Here is a 24113-nt window from a genome sequence, read left to right on the forward strand (position 1 = left end):
TCGTTCGGGGACGCGAAGCGACCGGCACACGCCCGTTGCGCACCGCGCCATCTTGGCGCTACGTTGCTCCTGACCGCATCCGAAAGGCGCCCCGCATGACAGACCCAAAGCCGTTCCTGCGCGCGCTTTTCGACCGGGCAGTGGCCGCGGCGGACCCGATGCAAAGCCTTGCCGCGCATCTGCCGCCACGGTCCGAAGGTCGGCTTGTGGTCGTCGGCGCCGGCAAGGCGAGCGCGCGCATGGCCGAGGCGGTCGAGGACGTGTATGGCCCCTGCGAGGGCCTCGTGATCACACGTTACGGCCATGCCCGGCCCTGCGAAGGCGTCGAGATCGTCGAGGCCGCGCATCCGGTGCCCGATGAGGCCGGCGCGCGGGCCACGGCGCGGATGCTCGAGCTGCTTCGGGGCCTCGGCGAGGGCGACATGGTTCTTGCGCTGATCTCGGGCGGGGCGTCGGCGCTTCTGGTGCAGCCGGCGGGCGACCTGACGCTGGCGGAAAAGCAAGCGGTCAATGAACGGCTTCTGGCCTCGGGGGCGCCGATCGGCCGAATGAACGTGCTGCGCAAGCATCTCAGCCGCGTCAAGGGCGGGCAGCTTGCCGCCGCCGCCTGGCCCGCACGGATGCTGGCGCTGATGATCTCGGACGTGCCCGGCGACGACCCCGCGATGATCGGCTCGGGCCCCACCGTGGGCGAGGCGAGCACGCCCGCCGAGGCGCGCGCCATCGCCGAGAGGTACGGCGTCGATCTGCCGGACGCGGCGCAGGCCGTCCTGAGCAACCCGACCGGCGTGGTCGCCCCCGATGACCGGCGGTTGAGCCGCACCGAGAACGTCATCTACGCCGCCCCCCGCCAGTCGCTCGAGGCCGCCGCCGAGCTCGCCCAAGCGCAAGGAACGGCGGTCGAGATCCTCGGCGATGCGATCGAGGGCGAGGCCCGCGAAATCGCAGCCCAGCATGCCGCGCTTGCGCGCGCGGCGCAGGGCCGTCTGGCCCCGGGCGGGGCGCCGCTTCTGCTGCTCTCGGGTGGCGAACTGACCGTCACCCGGCGCGGCGACGGGGTGGGCGGACCGAATGCCGAATACGCGCTGGCGTTGGCCGCGGCTCTCGACGGCGCGCCCGGCATCCATGCCATCGCCTGCGACACCGACGGGGTGGATGGCGCCGCCGATGTGGCCGGCGCGGTGATCGGCCCCGACACCCTGATGCGCGCCGCCGCACTTGGTCTCGACCCGGCCCAGGCCCTCGCGGATAACGACGCGCATCGCTTCTTCGGGGCGCTCGGCGACCAGGTGATCACCGGGCCGACCCTGACCAATGTCAACGACTTCCGCGCCATTCTTGTGGCGCCGATTTGACAACCCCCTGCAGTGGCTTGGATTTATTGGATTCGCCATCATTGAGACAATTTGCGATACTTACCGTTCAATAACCCGGGGGTAATCGCAAATGAAACATCATGTCTTTTTGATAACTCTCACCGCTGCAGCGCTTTTAACATCTTTCGTGATGGCTGCAGCGGCACAGCAACTGAGCGCGTCCGAGATCGAGAACGTGCTGGAAGGCAATACCATCGTCGGGACGTGGGGTGGCGATCGCTACCGGCAGTACTTTGCCGAGGACGGCACCACGATCTACCTCTCCGACGAGGGAAAACGTGCGCAAGGCCAATGGCGGGTCGATCCCGAACAGGATGTCTACGAAAGCTGGTGGATGAGCACCGGCTGGACACCCTACGCCTTGGTCGATGTCCCGGATGATGGCTACGCGTGGCGTAACGGCGACCGGGTAGAGCCGTTCGAGGTCAAGGAAGGCCGACAGATCGAGTGACCCGCAGGTGCACACTACGTCGCGTCGCGGCGGTTGCCAAGCGACAGGGTATGCCCGCGCAGCCAGTCCATGAAGCCGCGCGGATCGCTGGTCAGCATCTTCATCTGCGCGGCATCGATGGGATCGCCCACGATGGGCTGCTGCGGATGGTTGCAGCTATGCACGACCTCGTGCAGCAGCAGCCCCTGGCGCAGCGTCGGCGAGATCCGGTTGGCGATCTGGTACCAGCGTGAATTTGCCCCGGGAAAATAGATCGGTACCACCGTAGCACCCGATCGGCGGATCATCTGCGCGGTGAAAACGTTCCAGTCACGCTCCACCGCCGGGCCGAAGAAGGTGTCCGACGACGCCACGACGCCCGACGGAAACACGCTGACCAGCCCGCCCTCCTTGAGATGCGCCATCGCCTTGGCGCGCATCTCGACCGACTTGCGCTGCGCGTCGGGCTCGTGCGGAAACGGCACCGAGATCATGTAGGACGCCGCCACCTCGTCGATGCCCACCAGAAGCGCGCGCGACAGGATCTTGAAATCGCTGCGCCTATGCCCGATTAGGTCGGCAAGCACCATCCCGTCAACCAGACCGTGCGGGTGATTGGACACCACCACCACAGGGCCGTCGGCAGGGATCTTGCGGATCTGGTCCTCTGGCGTCAGCAGCGGGATGCCCATCGTGTCGAGCGCGGCCCGCCAGAACGCCTGCCCGCGCGGCGCGCCTGCTTTCTCGAAGCGGCGGATCAACCGGATGATGGTGATCTTGCCGGTCATCCATTCCATCGCGCGGATGATCGTCGAGGTCACCGGACCGTCGAAACTGTTGGCATAAGTGATGCTGCGCCTGTCATGGGTCTGGACCAGGTCACCGTCACCGACCGCCGTGTCAGGCTTTTTCTGTGCGTTGGTGTTCACCGACCCGTCCCTGTTGCGCCCATGTCGCGACCGGCAGCCGTCCGGCGCGGTCACATGTCCTCGCCAAACCGCGCGGCGACGAGCGCCGTGATCGCATCGGCGAGCGGTTCAGCGTCGGACCCCGCGATTTCGACGTCAATAATGCTTCCCTTGGCCGCTGCCAACATCAAAAGCCCCATGATGCTGTCGCCCGAGGCGCTTTGCCCCTGATGGGCGACCTCGACGATGGCATCGAAACCTTCGACCACCTCGACCAGCCGTGCGGCGGCGCGCGCGTGCAGCCCCTTTTCGTTCACTATCTCAACCTGCCGCGTGACCTTGTCGGTCATACCAGCGTCCCCTTTTGCTCAGTCGGTGGTCACATTGTGGCTGTCGATGTACTTGCGCCCCGCCTCCAGCGCCGCGCGCACGGCCTCCGGCACGCTGACATGGCGGCTTTTCGCCAGCTTGATCAAAAGCGGGAGGTTCGCACCGTAAAGGATCCGCCGGTCTTCCGGCCGCCCCGCCCGCAACGCCAGGTTCGAGGGCGAGCCGCCGAAGATGTCCGTCACCAGGATCACGCCGTCGCCGTTATCGACGGAATCGGCGGCGGCGCAGATCTCGTCCTGCTTGAGCGCCCGCTCGTGACCTTCCTCTATGCTGATCGCGCATATGCCCGGCTGCACACCGACAACATGCTCGACGGCATTGAGATACTCGCGGGCCAGCCCGCCATGCGCCACGATGACTATGCCGATCACGACCGGTTCACTCCTCTGGTCCGCGGATCCTGCCTTCGCCGCGCCGCTCCAGTTCGCGGTGTCGTATAGACACCTGCCATTCGCGCTGTGCAAGGCTTTCGACGACACTTTCCGCGACAACCACGCTGCGATGCTGTCCACCGGTACATCCGAACCCGATGGCGAGATAGGATTTCCCCTCGGCCTCGTAGGCCGGCAGTAGGTCTGCCAGCAGGTCGGTCACCCGGGCGCGAAAGCTTTCGAACCGCGGATCGGCCCGCACGAAGGCGGCGATCTCGGGCGCGCGGCCGTCGAGCGCGCGCAGGTCCGGCCGCCAGTGCGGATTGTCGAGAAACCGGCAATCCAGCACGATATCGAGGCCATGCGGCACCCCGCGCTTGTAGGAAAACGAATGCACCGAAACGGCAAGCCTGCGCCCGTCGGGGGCGGCGAACCAGCGGTGCAGCTCGGCGCGCAGATCGTGCGGGGACATGTCCGACGTGTCCACCAGCAGATCGGCGCGCGTCCGGATCGGCACCAGCAGGTCGAATTCGCGGGCGATTCCGGTCTCCACGCTTTCGTCGGGGGCCAGGGGGTGACGACGGCGCGTCTCGGAGAATCGCTGCTGCAGGATCTCGGCGCGGCAATCGAGGTAAAGCACCTGAAGCTGCAGCCCCGCCTGCGCGTCGAGACGCTCGATCAAGGTCATAAGCGCGTGGGTCGAGAAATCGCGGTTGCGCACGTCGAGCCCGAGCGCGAGCGGCTTCTCCGGCGGCGACCGGCCGTCGAGAAGCCGGGGCAGCAGGCTGAACGGCATGTTGTCGATCGCCTCGAAGCCGATATCCTCCAGCGCGCGAATGGCGGTACTGCGCCCCGCGCCCGACGGCCCGGTGACGAGCACCAGGTGCGGCGGCTGCCGGCCGGTTTCGGGTCCTGTGTCATCGGGCATGATCACCGCGTCCTGAATTCATCCAACCCTTCATGCTTGAGATATAGCAGAATCGCGGCTGGAAAATGCGCATGCTGCACATTTTCAAGGCGCGGCAGCGCCATGTCCAGCAGATGCTCGTGCACCGGCTGTGGCAGGCGATCGGTCGCGCTCCGGTCCATGTCGACGAGCAGCACCACGGGCACCGGCCCGCAGGGCGGCACACGCAGGATGCCGACACCGCGCGCCTCGATCCGGCCGCGGATAGAGTCGGGCGCATCCGCCATGAGGCTGTCGCCCGCCCGCCAGAGCCGCGTGCGGTCGTCGGAGACCAGCGAGGCCCCCATCGCCATCAGTTGCAACGCGAGCCCCGACTTGCCGCGCCCGGAGGCGCCGCGGATCAGGACCGCGCGCGAGCCGACGGCGACACAGCTGGCATGCATCACGTGCTCGGGGGATGAGGCGGCTTGGGTCACCGCCTAAACCGACAAGCCGACGACAAAGCGCACGCCCTGCGGGTCGGATGTGGCGTCGGCCTCTGTCGGGCGGATGTTCTCGGCCCAGATCACGCCGTCATGCGCCTCGACGATCTGCTTTGAGATGGCAAGGCCGAGGCCCGAGTGATTGCCGAACTCACTTTCCGGACGGCTCGAATAGAACCGCTCGAAGATCTTTTCGAGCGCGCCATCGGGGATGCCCGGGCCGGTATCCTCGACCACCACCAGCACTCGCTCGGCGCGCCGGCGGGCCCAGACCCGGATCGTATCGCCCGCGTCGCAAAAGCTGATCGCGTTGGTGACGAGATTGTCGAAAACCTGCGCCAGACGCGCCTCGAGCCCACTGATCGCGATCGGCTGATCGGGAAGGTCCGTGATGAACGTCACCCCTTTCTTGTCGGCCTGCGGCCCCAGCGACAGGGCGACAGTGCGCAGCATCTCGAGAAGATCGAAGCGGATCTGCTCTTCCTTGACAAGGTCACTGTCGAGCCGCGAGGCGCGCGATATGTCGGTGATCAGGCGGTCGAGGCGGCGCACGTCATGCTCGATCACCTCGAGCAGGCGATCGCGCTGGTCGGGCTGCGTGGTCTCGCGCATCGTGTCGACGGCACATCGCAGGCTTGTCAGCGGGTTCTTGATCTCGTGGGCGACATCGGCGGCGAACTGTTCGTTGCTCTCGATCCGCTGGTAAAGCGCCGCGACCATGCCCCGCAGCGAGTCCGACAGGCGGCCGATCTCGTCGGGGCGCGCGGTCAGATCCGGGATGCGGACGCGGCCGGCGTCCGGGCCCTCCCGCCCAGCGGTACCGTCGCGTCCGGTCTCGGCGGCCATCGCGAGATCGGTCAGCGGCGTCGAGATCGCCGAAGCCAGCGTCAGGCTGAGCCCCACCGAGATCAGCATGGCGATCAGGAAGATCCGCAGCACGCGCTCGCGCTCGGCGCGCACCAGCGCATCGACCGCGCCCGGCTCATCCGTAAGCACAAGCACCGCAACCGGCGCCGATCCCGCGAAAATCGGCGCCGCGGCACGCAATTCCGTGCCGCGCGATCCCCGCAGCGCGCGCAAGTGAGGACCGTCCGCAAGCGCGAAGTCGACCATGGCTTGCGCGGCGGTCGCGGAGTCGGACGGGGCCCGATCCGTGGTCCGATCCCCCCCGACCGATGGCAGCCAGCCCGCGATCCGGCCGAGTGTGTTCATGATCGGGGTTGACGCGGTCGCGCCCCGCGGCCCTCCATCGGGCATGCGGGTGGGGTAATGCGCCAGTACGCGTCCGGCCGCGTCGAAAAGCCAGGCCTCGGACCCTGCGCGGGGAGCGACATTTGACAGGATGTCCGCCAGAAACGCGCCATCCGGGCCTTCGAAGGGAGGCCCCTCCGCAGCCATGCCGTCCGGAAGCCGCGCCGTGATCACCTCCGCCATGAGGTCGGCGGACTGCATCAGGCTTTTGCCACGCTGGCGCAACAACGTCTCCTGCGATCCACCGAGGTAAAGCACACCGAGCACGAGGCAGTTGAGCGCGATGAGGTTGAAGATGATGATCCGGCGGCCGAGCGCCGAGACGCGCGCCCTGCCCCGGCCCGGCGCGGCCTGCGCGCTCCGAGTCGAACGGTCGGTCGCGCCGGGGTCCGGGGCGCGCTGCCTGCTCGAATTCGGGAGCAACCCGGCCACCTCTCTCAAAGTGTCATCAGAAGATCACTTCTCGTTATAGCGATATCCGATTCCATATAAAGTCTCTATCGCAGCGAAGTCCGGGTCGATCATGCGCAGCTTCTTACGCAGGCGTTTCACATGGCTGTCGATGGTGCGGTCATCAACGTAGATCTGGTCGTCATAGGCCACGTCCATCAGCTGTTCGCGGCTTTTCACGAAACCGGGGCGCTGCGCGAGCGCGTGCAGCAACTGGAATTCCGTCACGGTGAGCGCGACCTCCAAACCCTTCCAGGTCACGGCGTGGCGCTGCGGATCCATGCGCAGATGGCCCCGTTCCAGCACCGTCTCCTCTTCCGCGGCGCCCTGGATCGGGACCACGGCACCCTGGTATCGGCGCAGCAGGGCACGGATGCGTTCGATCAGAAGCCGCTGCGAGAACGGCTTTTTCACGTAATCGTCGGCGCCCAGACGCAACCCGAGCACCTCGTCGATCTCGTCATCCTTGGAAGTCAGGAAGATCACTGGGATGTGCGAGCGCCCCCGCAGGCGCTGCAGAAGGTCGATCCCGTCCATGCGCGGCATCTTGATGTCGAGCAGGGCGAGATCCGGCAGGCTGCGGCTGAAGGCATCGAGCGCCTGCTGGCCGTCATGATAGGTCTCGACCTCGAAGCCCTCGGCCTCGAGGGTGATCGACAGTGACTTGAGAATGTTGCGATCATCGTCCACGAGCGCGATTCTCGCGCGTGGCGGTTGGTCCGATCTGCCCATGTCGTCACCCATATTTCGCAGTCGCGAGCGCCACTGCGCCGGATTGCGTAAAAACCGAACTTGTCTTTTCCATGGCATCGACCGTAGCCGGGATTCCTTTCAATTCCCTGAATTCCTTCGAACCACACTCCGGGTAGACCCGGGCGCGCAACAAACATGGCCACGCGGAAGCATCAGCCACGTGATTGCGCTAACTGCAAAAATCGACCTGTCATTTCGCAGATCCGTCGTGTTACGAGACTTTCGCCGGGCGAAGCGCCCGACAGGCACCGCCCGGACGTGGTGCCCATTTCTGAGACCGCAGCCGCGGACAGTATGCACAGGAGCGAAACATCATGACATTCGGACGGGTCAACCCGCACTTCCGGCTGGAGGATCAGGGCATCACCGGGCTGGGCGATGTCCACTACAATCTCATCGAACCGGCGCTGATCGAGGCCGCGCTCAAGCGCGGCGAAGGCACGCTGGGCCAGGGTGGGGCGTTCCTCGTGACCACGGGCAAGTTCACCGGGCGGTCGCCCGAGGACAAGCACGTGGTGAAATCCGACACCACGCGCGACACCATATGGTGGGAGAACAATGCGGCGATGGCACCTGATGCGTTCGACACGCTCTACGACGACATGCGCGACTACATGAAAGGGCGCGAGATGTTCGTCGAGGATCTGGTCGGCGGGGCCGATCCCGCGCTGGCGATCAGGGTGCGCATGGTGACCGAGCTTGCGTGGCACAGCCTCTTCAACCGCACCATGTTCCGCCGCCCCGACCGCGACACGCTTGACGCGTTCACCGCCGATTACACGGTGATCAACTGCCCCGGGTTCAAGGCCGACCCGGCGCGTCACGGCTGCCGCAGCGAAACCGTGATCGCGATGAATTTCGACCGCAAGATGATCCTTGTCGCGAACACCGAATATGCTGGCGAGAACAAGAAATCCATCTTCACTCTGCTCAACTACATACTGCCGGAGAAAGGCGTGATGCCGATGCACTGCTCGGCCAATCACGCGCAGGACAACCCGGTCGACGCGGCCGTGTTCTTCGGTCTGTCGGGCACCGGCAAGACGACGCTGTCGGCCGATCCCGACCGCACCCTCATAGGCGATGACGAGCATGGCTGGTCCGAGCGCGGCACCTTCAATTTCGAGGGCGGCTGCTATGCCAAGACGATCAATCTCGACCCCGAGGCCGAGCCCGAGATCTACGCGACGACCACGCGCTTCGGGACCGTGATCGAGAACATGGTGTTCGACCCGGAAACGCTCGATCTCGATTTCTCGGATGACAGCCTGACCGCGAACATGCGCTGCGCCTACCCGCTGCACTATATCTCGAACGCCTCGGAAACGGCGCTTGGCGGACACCCGAAGAACATCATCATGCTGACCTGCGATGCCTTCGGCGTGCTGCCCCCGATCGCGCGGCTTACGCCGGCACAGGCGATGTACCACTTCCTGTCGGGCTTCACCGCCAAGGTCGCGGGCACCGAACGCGGCGTGACCGAACCGCAGCCCACCTTCAGCACCTGTTTCGGCGCGCCCTTCATGCCGCGCCGCCCCGAGGTCTACGGCAACCTGCTGAAAAGCAAGATCGCCACCCACGGCGCGACCTGCTGGCTGGTCAATACCGGCTGGACCGGCGGTGCCTACGGCACGGGCTCGCGCATGCCCATCCGGGCCACGCGCGCGCTGCTGACCGCGGCGCTCGACGGCTCGCTCGGCGATGCCGAGTTCCGCAAGGACGACAATTTCGGCTTCGACGTGCCGGTCACCGTGCCCGGCGTGGCCGAGGTGCTGCTCGACCCGCGCCGCACCTGGGCCGATGCCGACGCCTATGACGTGCAGGCCGCCAAGCTGGTGCAGATGTTCGCCGACAATTTCGCGCAATACGTGCCGTTCATAGACGACGACGTGAAGGCCGCCGCGATCGGCTGACCGCGTGGGTCAAGGCTTCGAAGATCCGCCCCGGGCACACGGCCGGGGCGTCTTCCATTCAGGACCGGCGCGCTTCCCGGTCAGAAATGCGATTTCGGCTCGTCAGGTTTGCCCGCAAGGACGGCGAGCAGGCCGGCAAGGCCCGACATGCCGATGGGAAACATCGTGAAGACGTTGAAGCCGAACGCGTAATACATCATCACGGCCGCCACGATCAGCAGCACCCCGCCCAGAAGCGCGCGGATCTTGGCCATCGCACCCCCGGCGATGGCCAGCAGCGGCGCCAGGAAACTTGCCGTGCGGATCAGGGTGGGGTCGTTCACCTGCCCCAGCAGCCCCTCGACCTCGCCGAAGCGGTCGACAGCCTCGGTATAGCCGTAGCTGAAAAAGCCCACCAGAACCGCCAGGCATCCGCCGATGATCCCCAGAACCATTGCCGCGCTGCGCATGGTTGCAGTCTCCTTTTTCGAGTTGTCGTATTCTTGCGCTAACCGAGCAGCGCCGCCTGTGTCTCCTTGCCCCAGCCCAGATAAAGCGTGCCGCCGTCATCGATCAGCGGGCGTTTCATCAGGGCCGGGTGATCGGCCAGCAGCGCACGCGGGTCGCGGGCGCGCTCTGCCTCGGGCAGCTGGCGCCAGGTGGTCGATCTGCGATTCACCAGCTCCTCTCCGAACCGGGCGAAGGCCGCCTGTGCGACATCGTCGGGCAAGGGCTGCGTGCGCAGATCATGAAACGCCGCACCTCCAAGAGATTTCAAGGCCTTGCGGCAGGTATCACAGGTTTTCAGGCCGTAAAGCGTCACCGTCACCTCCATTCATTTTCCGCCTCAATACCGGGCAAATGCGCCCGCGTCACTGAGTTTAGCTTGATTTTTACATTGGCGGTGCAATCATCCATCGACATCGAGGCACTGGCTTGGCGGGTTGCGACGTATCGCACGGGTCAGGCGCCTTGATGTGAAACCATGGCCCGGCATGTTCCGGGGACGCGAAGACAAAGGAGAAGCGGCATGCCAACCGGCACCGTGAAGTGGTTCAATACGACGAAGGGCTACGGCTTTATCGCGCCGGAAGGCGGCGGGAATGACGTGTTCGTGCATATATCGGCGGTCGAACGGTCGGGGCTGACCGGGCTCGCGGACAATCAGAAGGTCGCGTACGAGTTGATGGACGGGCGCGACGGGCGTCAGATGGCAGCTGATCTGAAGCTGCTCTGACCCGACAGGCAACGGCACGACAGCGTTGGCAAAACGGGGTGCAGGTCGTCGCGGCCTTTACGCACTTGCGGCTTGATCCCGCGTCAGCCTGCCTCGGCCAGCCGTGCAACGTAGCGCGCCAGCGTATCGATCTCGAGGTTCACCTGGTTGCCGATGGCGACATCGCCCCAAGTGGTCACCTCCTTGGTGTGAGGAATGAAATTGATGCCGAAATCGGTCCCGTCCACGTCGTTGACGGTCACCGAGGTGCCGTTGAGCGCGACGGAACCCTTGGGCGCGATGAACTTGGCGAGGTCTCGGGGCGCGCGCAGCGTGACACGGGTACTGTCACCATCGTCGCGGAGGCCGACAACCTCGGCGAGCCCATCGACGTGACCGGCCACGATATGACCGCCCAACTCGTCCCCGACCCGCAGCGCGCGTTCGAGGTTGACGCGCTTCCCCGCCTGCCATTCCGACAGGTTGGTCTTCGCCAGGGTCTCGGCCGAGACGTCGACGGCGAACCAGTCCGGCCCGAGGTCGACCACCGTCAGGCAAGCCCCGTCGCAGGCGATCGACGCCCCGATCGCGATCGTGCCGGTGTCGTATCCCGTGCCGATCCGCGCGCGCCTGTCGCCGCGCTGCTCGACGCTTCGGACGTGCCCCGTATCGGTGATGATGCCAGTGAACATCGGCGGCTCCTCTGATGCTGCACCGATCACCTAGCCCCGCTCGCGGCACAAGACAAGCAGACCGCCCGACGCGGGGTTTGGCTTGCCTGCAACCCATGGCTATCATCTGGTGCCGAGATCGCGAAGGGACGAGGGTGCCATGACAGGGCCTAACGGGGCGGATCGCGCGTTCCTCTTCCTTCAGGGCCCGCACGGGCCGTTCTTTCACCAGTTGGGCCGAATGCTGCGCCGCACGCGGGCGCAGGTCTGGCGCGTCGGTTTCAACGCCGGCGACCGCGCCTTCTGGCCCGAGGGCGACGGCTACATCGCCTTTCGCCGGGACCTCGCCGACTGGCCCGCAAGCCTGCGCCGGATCATCGCCGAAAAGGCGATCACCGATATCGTGCTTTACGGCGACACCCGCCCGGTCCATGCGCAGGCGGTCGAGATCGCGCGCGCCGCCGGGCTGACGGTGCATGTCTTCGAGGAAGGCTACATGCGGCCCTACTGGGTGACCTACGAGCGCGGCGGCAGCAACGGCCATTCCGCGCTGATGGACATCGATGTGCCCCGGATGCAGGCCGCGCTCGACCGATCCAATGCCGACACCCCCCTGCCCCCTGCAAGCTGGGGCGACATGCGCCAGCACATCTTCTACGGCGCGCTCTATCACGGGGTCGTGCTGGCGCTGAATCACGGCTACCCTCGCTTTCGTCCCCACCGCGCGCTGAGCGTGGGACAGGAATTCTCTCTTTATCTCAGGCGATTGATGCTGATGCCGTTCCAGGCAGCGGGCCGGCGTCTCGCGACGCGCCGCATCCGGCGCGGCGGCTTTCCCTATCACGTGGCCTTGCTGCAACTGGAGCATGACGCCGCGATCCAGGCGCATTCGCCCTTCGCCACCACGGCGGAATTCCTCGAGAAAGTGATCGACGGCTTCGCGCGCGGCGCGCCGGCGCATCATCACCTCGTGGTCAAGGCGCATCCGCTGGAGGATGGCCGCGCCCCCATCCGCGCCACGCTGCGCCGGCTGATTCGGGCCCACGGTCTGCGTGGCCGGGTGCATTACCTGCGCGGCGGCAAGCTGGCGCGGCTTCTCGACGAGGCGCGCAGCGCGGTCACCGTCAACTCGACGGCAGGGCAACAGGCGCTCTGGCGCGGGATCCCGATGCGCTGCTTCGGACAGGCGGTCTACGCCAAGCCGCAACTCGTCTCGGACGCGCCGCTGCCCGCGTTCTTTTCCAGCGCCGGTCGACCCGACCGCCACGCCTATGCCGACTACCGCCGATTTCTTCTGGCTACCAGCCAGATCGCCGGCGGGTTCTACTCGGCGCGCGGCCGCCGGCAGGTGCTGCGCCAGGTGGTGGACATGATGCTTTCCCCGGACGACCCATACGACGCGCTGATCCGTGGCACCGCGGCGCCGCGGCAACAGTTGCGGCTGGTGCGCTGACGCCTCGGCACGCAAAGGTTGAATCTTTGGGCGGACCACCATTAGCTCCACGCAACCAAGAACAAGACCGGAAGGTCGAGGAGGCTGGGCAGTGATACCCCGACACATACACGCGACGCGACCCTTCGCGCTCCTGCTCGCCGTCGCGATGCTCTCGGGCTGCGCCCTCCCGCGCGTCGGCCCCGACAAGGCCGAGATCTACCAAAGCGCGGCCGACCCGCAGGGCGACACCCATGTCGTCGATATAGACAGCCGCGTGGCCCGGCTGACCGACATGGATCCCGGCCTGGGCTTTTCGCAGGCGTTCCAGAGCGCCGGGCTTCTGGGCTCCGACACGATCCGCAGCGGCGATACCCTTGGCCTGACCATCTGGGAAAACGTCGATGACGGGCTCCTGTCGGATCAACCCGGCAACCAGACCATCCTCGAAGAGGTGCAGGTCGGCGGCTCGGGCTTCATCTTCGTGCCCTATGCCGGCCGCATAAAGGCCGCCGGCAACACCCCCGAGGCCGTCCGCCGCGTCATCACCGAAAAGCTCGATCAACAGACCCCCGATCCTCAGGTCGAGGTACGCCGCGTCGCCGGCGACGGCGCCACGGTCTCGGTCAGCGGCGCGGTGACCGGTCAGGGCGTCTATCCGATCGAGGCCCCGACGCGTACCCTGTCGGCGATGCTCGCAGCGGCCGGGGGCATCGCGATCCCGCCCGAGGTCGCGCAGATCAAGGTCCTGCGCGGCACGCACAGTTCGCGCGTTTGGTTTCTGGACCTGTTCGAGCATCCGCGCCACGACATCGCCCTGCGCGGCGGTGACCGGATCCTCGTCGAGGCAGACACCCGCGCCTATACCGTGATGGGCGCCACCGGCCGGCAGGCGCGCGTAACCTTCGAGACGCAGACCCTCAGCGCGCTCGAGGCGCTGGCGCAGGCCGGCGGGCTGACCGCCGCCGCCTCGGATCCGACCGGCATCTTCGTACTCCGCAACGAGCCCGCAGAGGTCGCCAACCGGGTTCTGGGGCGCTCCGACCTGACCGCGGACCAGCGCATGATCTACGTGCTCGACCTGACCGCGCCATCGGGGATGTTCCACGCGCGCGAGTTCGGCATCCGCGATGCCGACACGATCTACGTCACCGAGGCACCCTTCGCCAAGCGCGCCAAGATCATCGCCGCGCTCACCGGCACGCTCGGCGCCGTGGGCTCGGTCTCGACCGCTGCCAACACGCTGGGCGGCGATTTTTGACATCCGGCCCCGGCGCGGAGGCCGCCAAGGCGACGCCCCGCCGACGGCTTTTCCATTTCAACGCGGGATTTCTGTGGCAGGCGCGTCTGCGCCGCATCCTGTCGCTTGCCGGATATGACCTGCGTCTCGGCTGGCCCTCGCCCGACGATTCTGTCGCCGTATGGGGCCGCAGCCCCTACGCCTGGCGCGGGGATGCCGTGGCGGCGCGCACCGGTGCCGGCCTCTTGCGGATCGAGGACGGCTTTCTGCGCTCGCTCTTTCCGGGCCGCGAGGGGGCGCCGCCGCTCGGCCTGCTGCTCGACCAGCGCGGCGTGCATTTCGACGCAAGCCAGCCCTCGGATCTCGAGCATCTGCTGGCCACGCACCCATTGAGCGATCCCGCGCTGATGATCCGCGCGCACGGCTGCATCGCGCGTCTTCAAGAGGCGCACCTGACGAAATACAGCGCCGTCGACCCGTCGCTGCCCTGCCCCGATCCGGGCTACGTGCTGGTCATCGACCAGACCCGCGGCGATGCCTCGATCACCCGTGGCGGCGCCGACACGGCCACCTTCCGCGCCATGCTGGACCACGCACGGCGCGACAATCCGGGCGTGCCGGTACTGATCAAGACCCATCCAGAAACCTTGCGCGGCCACCGCCCCGGCCATTTCTCGACCGCCGACGCCGGCGATCACACCCGGCTGGTCGAGGATCCGCTCAGCCCGTGGACACTGCTCGCCGGGGCGCGCGCGGTCTACACCGTCACCTCGCAGATGGGGTTCGAGGCGATCTGTGCCGGCCACCGACCGCAGGTCTTCGGCCAGCCCTTCTATGCCGGCTGGGGTCTGACCGCGGATCGCCATCCGCACCCCCTGCCCCGGCGCGGCCGCAACTTGAGCGCGGAACAACTCTTTGCCGCGGCGATGCTGCTTTACCCGGTGTGGTACGACCCGCATCGCGACCGGCTCTGCGACGCGGAAACCGCGATCGAGGCGCTTGCGGCCGAGACCCGCGCCTGGCGCGAGGACCGGCGCGGCTGGACGGCGCATGGCATGCGACTGTGGAAACGCGCGCCGCTGCAACGCTTTTTCGGGCGCCATGCCCGTCTGCGCTTTGGCGACACCCCCGGCCACGACCGCCCCGCCATGGTCTGGGCCACGCGGGCCGGCACCGCCCTCGGCATCGCCACACGGGTCGAGGACGGGTTCCTGCGCTCGCGCGGGCTCGGGGCCGAGCTGGTGCCGCCGCTGTCGCTGGTGCTCGACGACCTCGGGATTTACTACGATCCGTCCCGCGAAAGCCGGCTGGAGCGTCTGATCGCAGCACGCGAAACGCTGCGGGCCGACCAGCTCCGGCGCGCCAAGCGGCTGATCGCAGCGCTCGCCCGCCACGGGCTGAGCAAATACAACCGCGGCGCGGCCCCGCTCGCGCTGCCCGACGGCCAGCGTATCCTCGTCCCCGGCCAGGTCGAGGACGACGCATCGATCGCAACCGGCGCGGGGGCGATCGCCAGCAATCTCGCACTTCTGCAAACCGTGCGGGTCGAGAACCCTGATGCCGTGATCCTCTACAAGCCGCATCCGGATGTCGAGGCCGGGCTGCGCCCCGGCGCCCTGCCCGCTTCCGCGCTGCGTGATCTCGCCGACGTGACGCTGACCGACACCGATCCCGCGCCTCTGCTTTCACAGATTAACGCCGTCTGGACCATGACCTCGCTGCTGGGGTTCGAGGCGCTGTTGCGCGGCGTGCCGGTCACTACCACGGGCGCGCCCTTCTATGCCGGCTGGGGCCTGACCCGCGACCTCGGCAAGATCCCGGCGCGGCGCACGGCCCGGCCCGCGCTGGCCGGGCTCGTCCATGCGACGCTGATCGACTATCCGCGCTATCTCGATCCGGTCACCGGGACGCCCTGCCCGGTAGAGGTCGTGGTCGACCGCCTCGCCCATGGCCCGCTGCCGGATCCCGGGCGGCCGAATCGGCTGCTGGCCAGGCTTCAGGGCGCGATGGCGACCCACGCCCATCTCTGGCGCTGATCCCGGCTTCATCTTGCCCCAAATACTCAAGGCTCGACCGCGCCCCCGCGCGCACCGGGTCACGCCTCTCACGTCAGTTGCCCGACCGGCCCGCCTCAATCTCGCGCCAGCGGGCGACGTTGCGGTTATGCTCGTCGAGGGTCTCGGCGAAGGCGTGCCCGCCGCTGCCATCGGCCACGAAGTACACGTAATCGGTGTCGGACGGATCGACCGCGGCCTCGATGCTGGCACGGCCCGGATTGGCGATCGGCGTGGGCGGCAGCCCGGCGACCGCGTAGGTGTTCCACGGTGTCGCGCGGTTGAGCTCGCTTTGCCGCAACCCGCGCCCCAGCACGCCCTGGCCTTCGGTGATCCCGTAGATCACCGTCGGGTCGGTCTGCAGCCGCATGCCGCGCCTCAGCCGGTTGACAAAAACGCTGGCCACCGTGCGCCGCTCGGCCGAGACGCCCGTCTCCTTCTCGATGATCGAGGCGAGGATCAGCGCCTCCTGCGCGCTCTCCAGCGGCAGCCCTTCGGCGCGGCCCTCCCATGCTGCCGCCAGGATCACCTCCTGCGCCTCGGCCATCCGGTCGAGCACGCCTGCGCGGCTGTCGCCGGCGCTCAGCTCGTAGCTGCGCGGCGCGAGCGACCCCTCGGCCGGCACCTCGGCGATCTCGCCCTCGAGGATATCGACCGCGCGCAGCCCCTCGACGACCTGCCAGCTGGTGACCCCTTCGGCAAAGGCGATACGGTAGCGGGTATCGGCGCGGTCGCGCACGGTTGCGTAGATCTCGGGCGGGGCGCCTTCGGCGTCCATCGGATCGAAGGCGGCGCTTTCGGCATAGGCGCCGGCCTCGGTGTCGAATTCGCGTACCACGGCCTCGACCGAGGCCACGCCGACGCGCCAGATTACCTCGGTTCCGCAGGTGCTGGCCCCGCCGCGGGTGACGATATCGGCGATCTCGGCCATGGTGGCGCGCGCCGGAATCAGCCAGCTTCCGGCCTTCAGATCGTCCTGCTTGCCGGCGTAATCCATCCCGATGCGCAGGATCTCGGCATGGGTGACGGCGCCGTCGCTCTCCAGCCGGTTCGAGACCGGGCGCAGCGTGCTGCCCGGTTCGACCCGCAGGCAGAGCGCCTCTTCATGCGGACCCGCAGAGGAGTATTGCGACTGCCCCCAGAGGATGACACCTCCCAGGAGGAACAGGATGACGACCAGCAGTGTCAGAAAATTCGACGCGATGTGCCGCCACATCAGCGCGGTTTCCCGATCAGAAGCGCCGCGTTGGTGCCACCGAAGCCAAAGCTGTTGGAGAGTGCCACGTCGATGCGGCGTTCGCGCTTGGCATTGGGCGCGAGGTCGAGCGGGGTCTCCACCGCCGGCCTGTCAAGATTGATCGTCGGCGGCGCCACCTGGTCGCGCACCGCAAGGATCGAGAAGATCGCCTCGACCGCGCCGGCCGCCCCCAGAAGGTGCCCGACCGCCGACTTCGTCGAGGTCAGCGTGGCATCGGCCGCCGCATCGCCCAGAAGCCGCTCCACTGCCTTCAGCTCGATGGTGTCGGCCATGGTCGAAGTGCCGTGCGCGTTGACGTAATCCACCTGGTCGGGGCGCAGCCCGGCATTCTTCAGCGCTGCGCGCATGGCGCGCAGTCCGCCATCGCCGTCCTCGGCGGGCGCGGTGATGTGATAGGCGTCGCCCGACAGGCCATAGCCCAGGATCTCGCCGTAAATCTTGGCACCGCGCGCTTTCGCATGCTCGTAGTCCTCCAGCACCACGACGCCCGCGCCCTCGCCCATCACGAAGCCGTCGCGATCGGTGTCATAGGGGCGGCTGGCGGTTTTTGGGTCGTGCGCACGCCGGGTCGAAAGCGCCTTGCAAGCGTTGAACCCCGCGATGCCGATCTCGCAGATCGACGCCTCGGCCCCGCCCGCGACCATAACGTCGGCATCGCCGAACATGATAAGCCGGGCGGCGTCGCCGATGGCATGCGCGCCCGTCGCACAAGCCGTCACCACCGAATGATTGGGGCCGCGGAATCCGTAACGGATGCTCACCTGCCCAGAGATCAGGTTGATCAGCGCGCCCGGGATGAAGAACGGCGAGACGCGCCGCACACCCTTGTCGCGGATCAGATTCGTCGTCTCCTCGATCGAGCGCAGCCCGCCGATCCCCGATCCCATCATCACGCCGGTGCGCTCGAGATCCTCGGCCGCGTCGGGCATCCAGCCCGAATCCTCGACCGCCTGTTGTGCTGCGGCCATGCCGAAAAGGATGAAGTGATCGACCTTGCGGCGTTCCTTGGGTTCCATGTAGCGATCGGGATTGAAGGTGCCGTCGCGGCCATCGCCGTAGGGCACCTCGCAGGCGTATTTCGTCACCACGTTGACCGGGTCGAAGCGGGTGATCGTGCCCGCCCCGGACTGGCCCTCCAGAAGACGGCTCCAGCTTTCCTCGACCCCGTCGGCCAACGGGGTCACGAGCCCCAGACCCGTGACAACGACACGCCGCATGATGCTGCCCTTTCAATCCTGTTGTTCCGCACGTGTTTAGCCCGGCTCGCCCCCGAGGGGCAAGGGCATCGCGGCGCACATGTGCAGGGCTCCGCCACTGGGCAAGCCCCGGTGCGATCCCGGCAGGGCGCCCCGCTTACTGGAACTCGGCGACCTTTCCGATCGGCGTCTGCGCGGTGCGCACCGCCTCTGACAGATCGACATCCTTGGCCATCAGTGCCCGCCCGATCAGCGTGCCGGCAATGTTGGGGATGTAGCGCAGCCGCGCCACGTCATCGAGGCTGCGCACCGTGCCGCGGGCAATGACCTGCTGCCTGGTCTGCGCGGCCAGCCCCGAGATCACACCGAGGCTGCCGTCGCTGTCCTCGATGTCGGCGTCGATGTCGGTGACGATCAGCCCGGCCAGCGGCACCCCGTCGAAAGCGCGGATGAAGTCCTCGGCGGTGAACACGCTGCGGGTGTGCCAGCCCGAGGTCATCAGGTGGCCCTGCAGCACATCCACCGCGACGACGATCTGGTCTGGGTGGTATTTGGCCAGTTCCTCGACCGCCCCGGGATCCTGAAGCGCCATGGTGCCCAGCACGATCCGGCCCGCCCCCAGATCAATCCAGCGGGTGACCGCATCGCGCGAGCGAAAGCCGCCGCCAAGCTGCACCGGGATGCCGGCGGCACGGATGATCTCCAACACGAGGTCATCATTGCCGCCGTCGCCGCGCAGCCAGTTTATGTCCGTCAGGTGCATCCATTCGGCGCCGGCGGCGGCAAAGCCGCGCGCCGTCTCGACCGGGTCCACATGCCAGAGCACCGGGTCGTCCAGCCGCCCGCGCGCGAGGCTCACGCATTTGCCGTCGAGAAGTTCAAGTGTCGGATAGATGATCATGTCAGGCCTCCCAATGCTCCCCACGCGCAGTGTCGCCCACGGCACGCAACCGCCGGTCCCGGTGAGCGTGCCTGTCTCGCAACTTGCGCGCGCGATCCTTTACGTCACAATACCACGCGTTCCCGCCGCGCGCATCCCGTCATGCATCCCGAATGACGGGATCGGCCGGCCGGGACATGCGCCGGAAAAACAAAGGGCCCCGCCGATCGGCGAGGCCCCTGCATCACGGCATGGCGAAATCTCAGGACGCTTCGGAGATGAATTTCACCGCGTCGCCCACGGTCTGGATGGTGTCGGCGGCGTCGTCGGGAATCTCGATGCCGAATTCCTCTTCGAACGCCATGACCAGTTCGACCGTGTCAAGGCTGTCGGCGCCCAGATCGTCGATGAAGGACGCCTTGTCGACGACCTTGTCTTCCTCGACGCCGAGATGTTCCACAACGATCTTTTTCACGCGGTCTGCGATATCGCTCATGTCTTGTTCCTCATCTTGTGTTGGGCCATGCGGCCCGGTCTTTGCCCCCGCCCGACGCGGGTAGCGGCGTTATGATGCCCGTTCGGGCGGCTGTCGACTGCCTGCCTGCACAGGGCCTTGAGAGAAACCGCGTGTCCCTCCGGCAAATCTGCGTGGCCTATAGCACATGGTTTGGCGATCGCAAATGAATTCACCGACAGATCACAAGCGATTCGCGCCAGTCTTCGCTCCCGGACCGGATCACGGCATGGTCATGCCGCCATTGACATGCAGCGTGGCGCCGGTGACGTAGCCGGCCTCGGGACTGGCAAGGTAAAGCACCGCCGCGCCGATCTCCTCGGGGGTGCCCATCCGGGCCACGGGGATCTGCGCGCTCAGCGCGGATTTCTGGTCGTCGGTCAGCTTGTCGGTCATCGGCGTGGCTATGAACCCGGGCGCGACCATGTTCACGGTGATGCCGCGCGTGGCGACCTCCTGTGCGATGGATTTGCTCATCCCCGCCAGGCCGGCCTTGGCGGCGGCGTAGTTCACCTGGCCCGGATTTCCGGTGGTGCCCACGATCGAGCCGATATTGATGATGCGCCCCCATCGGGCCTTCATCATCGGGCGCACCACCCCGCGGCACAGCCGCATCGCCGAGGTCAGGTTCACGTCCAGCACCTGCGCCCAGTCCTCGTCCGACATCCGCATGAATAGCTGATCGCGGGTGATCCCGGCATTGTTCACCAGAATGTCGAGCCCGCTCATGGCCTTTAGCGCCGCCTTCGGCAGCGCCTCGACCGCGTCCCGATCGGCCAGATCACAGGGCAGCACGTGCGCGCGCGACCCCAGCTCGGCGGCCAGCGCCCTGAGCGGGTCCTCGCGGGTACCCGACAGCCCCACGGTCGCGCCCGCCTCGTGCAAGGCGCGGGCAATGGCGGCACCGATGCCGCCCGACGCGCCGGTGATCAGCGCGCATTTTCCCGTCAGATCGAACATTCGGCCTCCTCTTCGTCTTTCCTGGCTGTCCCTTGGCGCGTCAGCCCTGACCCAGCGACGCCACCGCGTCGTGCACGTCTTCGGACGTGCCCACGGTCCGGCAGGTGAGGCTGCGGTCGATCCGCCGGATCATCCCCGACAGCGCCTTGCCCGCACCGATCTCCCAGATCTCGGTGACGCCGTCGCGGGCCATGGCCTGCACGCTCTCGCACCAGCGCACGGGCGCGGTCACCTGCGCGATCAGCAACTGCTTGATCTCGCCCGGCTCGGTCACCGGTTCGGCGCGGACGTTCGACACCAGCGGCACCTCCGGCGACACCAGCGTCACCTCGGACAAGGCCTGCGCCATCGCCTCGGCGGCGGGCGCCATCAGGTCGCAATGAAAGGGCGCGCTGACGGGAAGGATCACGGCGCGCTTGGCACCGCGCGCCTTGGCCAGCTCCACCGCGCGCTCGACCGCCGCCTTGTGGCCCGAAACGACGACCTGCCCGGGATCGTTGTCGTTGGCGGCCTGGCAGATCTCGCCCTGGGCGGCCTCGTCGGCCACGGCGCGCGCGGTCTCGAAATCGAGTCCCAGAAGCGCCGCCATCGCGCCCACGCCCACCGGCACCGCATCCTGCATGGCGCGGCCGCGGATGCGCAGCAGCCGCGCGGTATCGCCCACCCCGAGCGCGCCGGCCGCGGCGAGCGCGGAATATTCCCCCAGCGAATGACCGGCCACGAAGGCCGCCTGCCCGACATCGGCGCCCTCGGCCGCCAGCGCGCGCATCGCGGCCAGCGAGGTGGCCATCAGCGCGGGCTGCGCGTTGGCGGTCAGCGTCAGGTCGTCCTGCGCCCCCTCCCAGATCAGCGTCGACAGCTTTTCGCCAAGGGCGTCGTCGACCTCGTCGAAGACCGCCTTCGCCGCCGGATGTGCCTTTGCCAGATCGGCGCCCATGCCGATCACCTGCGCGCCCTGTCCGGGGAAAACGAATGCTCGGGTCATCTGCGCGCTCCTCGCTTCATGAGAGTTAATCCCGGGTACATCGCCAGAAACCTCAAGGCAACGCCAAAGCCACCCCCCCGATCCGTGCCGACATGCACGGCGGCCGTGCGCAAGGCGGTGTTTGTCCGCGGCTCGGGATCGGCTAAATGTCAAATGCATCCAAGAGGACCACCGAAATGCCGCTTACCAATTCCACGACCACCTATGGCAGCGTCACGAAGACGTTCCACTGGCTGATCGCCCTGCTGATCGTGTCGAACGTCGCGCTTGGCTGGATCGCCTCCGACCTCGCGCACCGGGTCGAGAGCAGCGCGAACGAGGCGCTGATCGACCGTGCCAGCCTGCTGTTTTCCATCCACAAGACCACCGGTGTCGCGATCTTCTTCGCGGCACTGGCGCGCATCCTCTGGGCGGTCAGCCAGCCCAAGCCGGGGCTTCTGAACGGCGACCGGCCGCTCGAGGCGCGCGCGGCGCAGACTGCGCATTGGCTGCTTTACGGCTCGCTTGTCGCGGTGCCGCTTTCAGGCTGGGTGCATCACGCCGCGACCAGCGGTTTCGCGCCGATCTGGTGGCCATTCGGGCAGACCCTTCCGCTCGTGCCGAAATCCGAATCCGTATCTGAGACAGCCGCGACGCTGCATTTCCTGCTGCAATGGGTGATGGTGGGCGCGATCGGCGCGCATGTCGCGGGCGCGCTCAAGCATCACGTGATCGACCGCGACGCGACGCTGCGCCGGATGCTGCCGGGCCGGACGCCTGCGCAGCCCACGGCGCGCCAGCCCGGCCATGCCCTGCCGCTTGTCGCGGCGCTGGCGATCTGGGGCGGCACCATCGGCGGGGCGGGCGCGATCGGCATGTTCGATGCACCAGAGCAGGCCACCCCCAGCCTCGCCGAAGTCGAAAGCGAGTGGAAGGTCGACAGCGGCAACCTCTCGATCACCGTGGTTCAGATGGGGTCCGAGGTCACCGGCAGCTTCGATGAGTGGACCGCCGACATCGCCTATTCCGAGACGCCCGACGCAAACGGCCAGCACGGCACCGTCGAGGTGGAGGTGGCGATTCGATCGCTGTCGCTCGGGTCGGTGACGTCGCAGGCGATGGGCGCGGATTTCTTCAACGTGGAAGAGCATCCGACAGCGAAATTCACCGCCGATCTGGTGGCGGACGAGGATGGCAAGATCGCTACCGGCACATTGACGATCCGCGACCAGTCGGTGCCCGTCGAGATGCCGTTCGAGGTGACGATAGACGGCGACACCGCGACCGCAAGCGGCGGGCTGACCGTGGACCGGCGCAATTTCAACATAGGCCAGGGCGTGAAGGACGAAGGCTCGCTCGCCTATTCGGTGGATATCGCGTTCGAGCTGACGGCGACGCGCGCCGGCAGCGCGGACTGACCCGCGTCCCCCTACCGGATCGAGGCGCGTTTCAGCAGCCCGGCGGCATCGGGATGGGTCAGCACCGCGTCGCTGGCCTCGAATTTCAAGTGCGGGCGCGCCGCGTGGTCCCCGAAATCCGGCAGGACCACCTCGACATCGCGCGGAAGCGCCGCGCGGGTGCGCGGGTCCACAAGCAGTGTCTCGGCGGCGATACCCTCGGCATAGATGATCTGATGCGCGTCGAAGAGGATCTGGCAGTACTCGACGAAACCGCCGGTCTCGCGTCGCACGCTGTCCCCGTTTACGAGGTGGCGCGCGCGCACCAGCACCTCGGGCCGGCCGGCACCGATGGCATCGGAGCGCTGGTAGATCAGCAGCCGGTGATCGGGGCTGACCAGCAGGTCACCCTCGTTATGCAACGTGCCGGCTTTGATGCGCACCGGCGCGAAATCGCCCACGGCGCGCACCGTGCTGCGCCCGAGCCAGCGCACCGGGCAAGGTCCGTCGTCGCGCGTCAGAACCATGTCACCGGGTCGCAGCAACTCGACCGGGGTCTGCGCCCCCGAGGCCAGCGTGATATGGGTTCCGGCGGTGAACGCGACGCAGGCGGCCTGCGCGAACTTGCGCAGCGCCCCCTCGCGCGCGACGCCGACAAGCGCGTAGCCGGTGCGCGGGGTGATCCGGGCCAGCGGCATGCCGTAGACCTGTGCGACATCGCCCACCGCGTCGACCTCGACGAAAACCAGCATCTCGGTCATCCCGCCGGTCGCCGCCATCAGTGTGAGCGCGCAATCGAGATGGACACGTGCGCCAGGGCACCCGCGCTCTGACGCGTCGCCGATCATGAACGGTCCCGCGCCGTGCATGACGAGGTCCAGTCGCGCCGTCCGCGCCTGCGCGCCCAACTCGTACATGTCGTCGAGATCGAGCTCGTCGGCGAAGGACAACGCGTCGCCCAGATTCGCCCCGCTCACCACGCGGAAATCCGACGCGTCGAAGACCGGGATCGATTGGGCGGGGCGGGCGTCTGGCGAGGTCATCAGCAGGGCCGATCGGGACAATAAACATCTTTCGCGTGTGCCGCGACAGCACTCTTACTGCTTAGGGTGGTGGCGTAC

General features: G+C 67.2%; 25 protein-coding genes. 8 read left to right on the plus strand and 17 right to left on the minus strand.

The window, feature by feature from the left end; genetic code table 11:
* The first annotated feature begins 95 nt into the window (after window positions 1-95).
* Together V8324_RS03125 and V8324_RS03130 are read left to right on the plus strand one after the other, a co-directional pair.
* Window positions 96-1355 (plus strand): glycerate kinase type-2 family protein, encoded by a 1260-nt coding sequence (locus V8324_RS03125; protein ID WP_336418461.1) that lies wholly within the window; start codon window positions 96-98, stop codon window positions 1353-1355.
* 151 nt (window positions 1356-1506) lie between these two features.
* On the plus strand, window positions 1507-1827 hold the full coding sequence (locus V8324_RS03130) for a hypothetical protein (protein ID WP_336418462.1): 321 nt from the start codon (window positions 1507-1509) through the stop codon (window positions 1825-1827).
* Window positions 1828-1841: 14 nt separating this feature from the next.
* Here V8324_RS03130 and V8324_RS03135 read toward each other — a convergent pair whose 3' ends face one another.
* Genes V8324_RS03135 through V8324_RS03165 form a run of 7 tightly spaced genes read right to left on the minus strand, consistent with a single transcriptional unit; the run spans window position 1842 to window position 7297 of the window.
* The gene (locus V8324_RS03135; protein ID WP_442970453.1) at window positions 1842-2735 is read right to left on the minus strand and encodes a lysophospholipid acyltransferase family protein; all 894 of its coding nucleotides are present in this window, start codon (window positions 2733-2735) and stop codon (window positions 1842-1844) included.
* Between the two features lie 50 nt (window positions 2736-2785).
* On the minus strand, window positions 2786-3064 hold the full coding sequence (locus V8324_RS03140; protein ID WP_336418463.1) for an HPr family phosphocarrier protein: 279 nt from the start codon (window positions 3062-3064) through the stop codon (window positions 2786-2788).
* Between the two features lie 18 nt (window positions 3065-3082).
* A complete protein-coding gene (locus V8324_RS03145; RefSeq protein ID WP_336418464.1) occupies window positions 3083-3475 on the minus strand; it encodes a PTS sugar transporter subunit IIA in 393 nt (130 codons plus the stop codon).
* A gap of 7 nt (window positions 3476-3482) precedes the next feature.
* Window positions 3483-4403 carry an RNase adapter RapZ gene (gene rapZ / locus V8324_RS03150; RefSeq protein WP_336418465.1) on the minus strand — a complete coding sequence of 307 codons (921 nt, stop codon included), beginning with the start codon at window positions 4401-4403 and terminating at the stop codon, window positions 3483-3485.
* Window positions 4404-4405: 2 nt separating this feature from the next.
* Window positions 4406-4825, minus strand: a complete 420-nt coding sequence (locus V8324_RS03155) for an HPr kinase/phosphorylase (protein ID WP_442970454.1) — start codon at window positions 4823-4825, stop codon at window positions 4406-4408.
* 36 nt (window positions 4826-4861) lie between these two features.
* The gene (locus tag V8324_RS03160; protein ID WP_442970455.1) at window positions 4862-6547 is read right to left on the minus strand and encodes an ATP-binding protein; all 1686 of its coding nucleotides are present in this window, start codon (window positions 6545-6547) and stop codon (window positions 4862-4864) included.
* Window positions 6548-6571: 24 nt separating this feature from the next.
* Entirely contained in the window at window positions 6572-7297 is a 726-nt protein-coding gene (locus V8324_RS03165; RefSeq protein ID WP_336418468.1) for a response regulator transcription factor, read from the minus strand.
* A 335-nt stretch (window positions 7298-7632) separates the two neighbouring features.
* On the opposite strand from V8324_RS03165, the gene V8324_RS03170 reads away from it, so the two are divergent.
* The gene (locus V8324_RS03170) at window positions 7633-9231 is read left to right on the plus strand and encodes a phosphoenolpyruvate carboxykinase (RefSeq protein WP_336418469.1); all 1599 of its coding nucleotides are present in this window, start codon (window positions 7633-7635) and stop codon (window positions 9229-9231) included.
* An 80-nt stretch (window positions 9232-9311) separates the two neighbouring features.
* On the opposite strand, the gene V8324_RS03175 is transcribed toward V8324_RS03170, so the two are convergent.
* Both V8324_RS03175 and V8324_RS03180 read right to left on the minus strand, forming a co-directional pair.
* Window positions 9312-9680 (minus strand): hypothetical protein, encoded by a 369-nt coding sequence (locus V8324_RS03175; RefSeq protein WP_336418470.1) that lies wholly within the window; start codon window positions 9678-9680, stop codon window positions 9312-9314.
* Window positions 9681-9718: 38 nt separating this feature from the next.
* Window positions 9719-10045 (minus strand): arsenate reductase family protein, encoded by a 327-nt coding sequence (locus tag V8324_RS03180; RefSeq protein WP_336418471.1) that lies wholly within the window; start codon window positions 10043-10045, stop codon window positions 9719-9721.
* A gap of 195 nt (window positions 10046-10240) precedes the next feature.
* On the opposite strand from V8324_RS03180, the gene V8324_RS03185 reads away from it, so the two are divergent.
* Window positions 10241-10447 (plus strand): cold-shock protein, encoded by a 207-nt coding sequence (locus V8324_RS03185; RefSeq protein WP_336418472.1) that lies wholly within the window; start codon window positions 10241-10243, stop codon window positions 10445-10447.
* 83 nt (window positions 10448-10530) lie between these two features.
* On the opposite strand, the gene V8324_RS03190 is transcribed toward V8324_RS03185, so the two are convergent.
* The gene (locus V8324_RS03190; protein ID WP_336418473.1) at window positions 10531-11118 is read right to left on the minus strand and encodes a riboflavin synthase; all 588 of its coding nucleotides are present in this window, start codon (window positions 11116-11118) and stop codon (window positions 10531-10533) included.
* Between the two features lie 139 nt (window positions 11119-11257).
* On the opposite strand from V8324_RS03190, the gene V8324_RS03195 reads away from it, so the two are divergent.
* The 3 genes from V8324_RS03195 to V8324_RS03205 all read left to right on the plus strand — a co-directional run bounded on the left by V8324_RS03195 (window position 11258) and on the right by V8324_RS03205 (window position 15805).
* On the plus strand, window positions 11258-12550 hold the full coding sequence (locus V8324_RS03195) for a capsule biosynthesis protein (protein WP_336418474.1): 1293 nt from the start codon (window positions 11258-11260) through the stop codon (window positions 12548-12550).
* 148 nt (window positions 12551-12698) lie between these two features.
* The gene (locus V8324_RS03200; RefSeq protein WP_336418566.1) at window positions 12699-13790 is read left to right on the plus strand and encodes a polysaccharide biosynthesis/export family protein; all 1092 of its coding nucleotides are present in this window, start codon (window positions 12699-12701) and stop codon (window positions 13788-13790) included.
* Window positions 13787-15805, plus strand: a complete 2019-nt coding sequence (locus V8324_RS03205; RefSeq protein WP_336418475.1) for a capsular polysaccharide biosynthesis protein — start codon at window positions 13787-13789, stop codon at window positions 15803-15805. The genes V8324_RS03200 and V8324_RS03205 overlap by 4 nt, the downstream gene beginning before the upstream one ends.
* A gap of 73 nt (window positions 15806-15878) precedes the next feature.
* Here the strand turns inward: V8324_RS03205 and mltG are convergent, their stop codons facing one another.
* The 6 genes from mltG to fabD form a co-directional block, all read right to left on the minus strand.
* Window positions 15879-17039 (minus strand): endolytic transglycosylase MltG, encoded by a 1161-nt coding sequence (gene mltG / locus V8324_RS03210; RefSeq protein ID WP_336418476.1) that lies wholly within the window; start codon window positions 17037-17039, stop codon window positions 15879-15881.
* Window positions 17039-18298 (minus strand): beta-ketoacyl-ACP synthase II, encoded by a 1260-nt coding sequence (gene fabF / locus V8324_RS03215; RefSeq protein ID WP_336418477.1) that lies wholly within the window; start codon window positions 18296-18298, stop codon window positions 17039-17041. Before fabF ends, mltG begins: the two co-directional genes overlap by 1 nt.
* 136 nt (window positions 18299-18434) lie before the next feature.
* Window positions 18435-19178 carry a 1-(5-phosphoribosyl)-5-[(5-phosphoribosylamino)methylideneamino] imidazole-4-carboxamide isomerase gene (locus V8324_RS03220; RefSeq protein WP_336418478.1) on the minus strand — a complete coding sequence of 248 codons (744 nt, stop codon included), beginning with the start codon at window positions 19176-19178 and terminating at the stop codon, window positions 18435-18437.
* Between the two features lie 241 nt (window positions 19179-19419).
* Complete coding sequence (locus V8324_RS03225; protein ID WP_050663737.1) at window positions 19420-19653, minus strand: acyl carrier protein; 234 nt, start codon at window positions 19651-19653, stop codon at window positions 19420-19422.
* A 240-nt stretch (window positions 19654-19893) separates the two neighbouring features.
* Window positions 19894-20631 (minus strand): 3-oxoacyl-ACP reductase FabG, encoded by a 738-nt coding sequence (gene fabG, locus V8324_RS03230; RefSeq protein WP_336418479.1) that lies wholly within the window; start codon window positions 20629-20631, stop codon window positions 19894-19896.
* A gap of 40 nt (window positions 20632-20671) precedes the next feature.
* Window positions 20672-21616: an ACP S-malonyltransferase gene (gene fabD / locus V8324_RS03235; protein WP_336418480.1), complete on the minus strand. Its 945-nt coding sequence runs from the start codon at window positions 21614-21616 to the stop codon at window positions 20672-20674.
* Window positions 21617-21792: 176 nt separating this feature from the next.
* Here fabD and V8324_RS03240 point away from each other — a divergent pair, with 176 nt between their 5' ends.
* Entirely contained in the window at window positions 21793-23013 is a 1221-nt protein-coding gene (locus V8324_RS03240) for a cytochrome b/b6 domain-containing protein (protein ID WP_336418567.1), read from the plus strand.
* 11 nt (window positions 23014-23024) lie between these two features.
* On the opposite strand, the gene V8324_RS03245 is transcribed toward V8324_RS03240, so the two are convergent.
* Complete coding sequence (locus V8324_RS03245; RefSeq protein ID WP_336418568.1) at window positions 23025-24035, minus strand: Hint domain-containing protein; 1011 nt, start codon at window positions 24033-24035, stop codon at window positions 23025-23027.
* Between the last annotated feature and the right edge of the window lie 78 nt (window positions 24036-24113).

The organism is Roseovarius sp. D22-M7, from assembly GCF_037083785.1.
In the GTDB taxonomy this organism is placed as follows: Bacteria; Pseudomonadota; Alphaproteobacteria; order Rhodobacterales; family Rhodobacteraceae; genus Roseovarius.

What these genes read in the sequence shown, in the direction of transcription:
- V8324_RS03200 (WP_336418566.1), top strand. Translation starts at nt 12,699, where the DNA reads ATGCTCTCGGGCTGCGCCCTCCCGCGCGTCGGCCCCGACAAGGCCGAG.
- V8324_RS03175 (WP_336418470.1), bottom strand. Translation starts at nt 9,680, where the DNA reads ATGCGCAGCGCGGCAATGGTTCTGGGGATCATCGGCGGATGCCTGGCG.
- V8324_RS03240 (WP_336418567.1), top strand. Translation starts at nt 21,793, where the DNA reads ATGCCGCTTACCAATTCCACGACCACCTATGGCAGCGTCACGAAGACG.
- V8324_RS03140 (WP_336418463.1), bottom strand. Translation starts at nt 3,064, where the DNA reads ATGACCGACAAGGTCACGCGGCAGGTTGAGATAGTGAACGAAAAGGGG.
- V8324_RS03180 (WP_336418471.1), bottom strand. Translation starts at nt 10,045, where the DNA reads ATGGAGGTGACGGTGACGCTTTACGGCCTGAAAACCTGTGATACCTGC.
- V8324_RS03170 (WP_336418469.1), top strand. Translation starts at nt 7,633, where the DNA reads ATGACATTCGGACGGGTCAACCCGCACTTCCGGCTGGAGGATCAGGGC.
- V8324_RS03130 (WP_336418462.1), top strand. Translation starts at nt 1,507, where the DNA reads ATGGCTGCAGCGGCACAGCAACTGAGCGCGTCCGAGATCGAGAACGTG.
- V8324_RS03125 (WP_336418461.1), top strand. Translation starts at nt 96, where the DNA reads ATGACAGACCCAAAGCCGTTCCTGCGCGCGCTTTTCGACCGGGCAGTG.
- V8324_RS03220 (WP_336418478.1), bottom strand. Translation starts at nt 19,178, where the DNA reads ATGATCATCTATCCGACACTTGAACTTCTCGACGGCAAATGCGTGAGC.
- mltG (WP_336418476.1), bottom strand. Translation starts at nt 17,039, where the DNA reads ATGTGGCGGCACATCGCGTCGAATTTTCTGACACTGCTGGTCGTCATC.
- fabG (WP_336418479.1), bottom strand. Translation starts at nt 20,631, where the DNA reads ATGTTCGATCTGACGGGAAAATGCGCGCTGATCACCGGCGCGTCGGGC.
- V8324_RS03195 (WP_336418474.1), top strand. Translation starts at nt 11,258, where the DNA reads ATGACAGGGCCTAACGGGGCGGATCGCGCGTTCCTCTTCCTTCAGGGC.
- V8324_RS03190 (WP_336418473.1), bottom strand. Translation starts at nt 11,118, where the DNA reads ATGTTCACTGGCATCATCACCGATACGGGGCACGTCCGAAGCGTCGAG.
- V8324_RS03225 (WP_050663737.1), bottom strand. Translation starts at nt 19,653, where the DNA reads ATGAGCGATATCGCAGACCGCGTGAAAAAGATCGTTGTGGAACATCTC.
- fabD (WP_336418480.1), bottom strand. Translation starts at nt 21,616, where the DNA reads ATGACCCGAGCATTCGTTTTCCCCGGACAGGGCGCGCAGGTGATCGGC.
- fabF (WP_336418477.1), bottom strand. Translation starts at nt 18,298, where the DNA reads ATGCGGCGTGTCGTTGTCACGGGTCTGGGGCTCGTGACCCCGTTGGCC.
- V8324_RS03245 (WP_336418568.1), bottom strand. Translation starts at nt 24,035, where the DNA reads ATGACCTCGCCAGACGCCCGCCCCGCCCAATCGATCCCGGTCTTCGAC.
- rapZ (WP_336418465.1), bottom strand. Translation starts at nt 4,403, where the DNA reads ATGCCCGATGACACAGGACCCGAAACCGGCCGGCAGCCGCCGCACCTG.
- V8324_RS03165 (WP_336418468.1), bottom strand. Translation starts at nt 7,297, where the DNA reads ATGGGCAGATCGGACCAACCGCCACGCGCGAGAATCGCGCTCGTGGAC.
- V8324_RS03155 (WP_442970454.1), bottom strand. Translation starts at nt 4,825, where the DNA reads ATGCATGCCAGCTGTGTCGCCGTCGGCTCGCGCGCGGTCCTGATCCGC.
- V8324_RS03185 (WP_336418472.1), top strand. Translation starts at nt 10,241, where the DNA reads ATGCCAACCGGCACCGTGAAGTGGTTCAATACGACGAAGGGCTACGGC.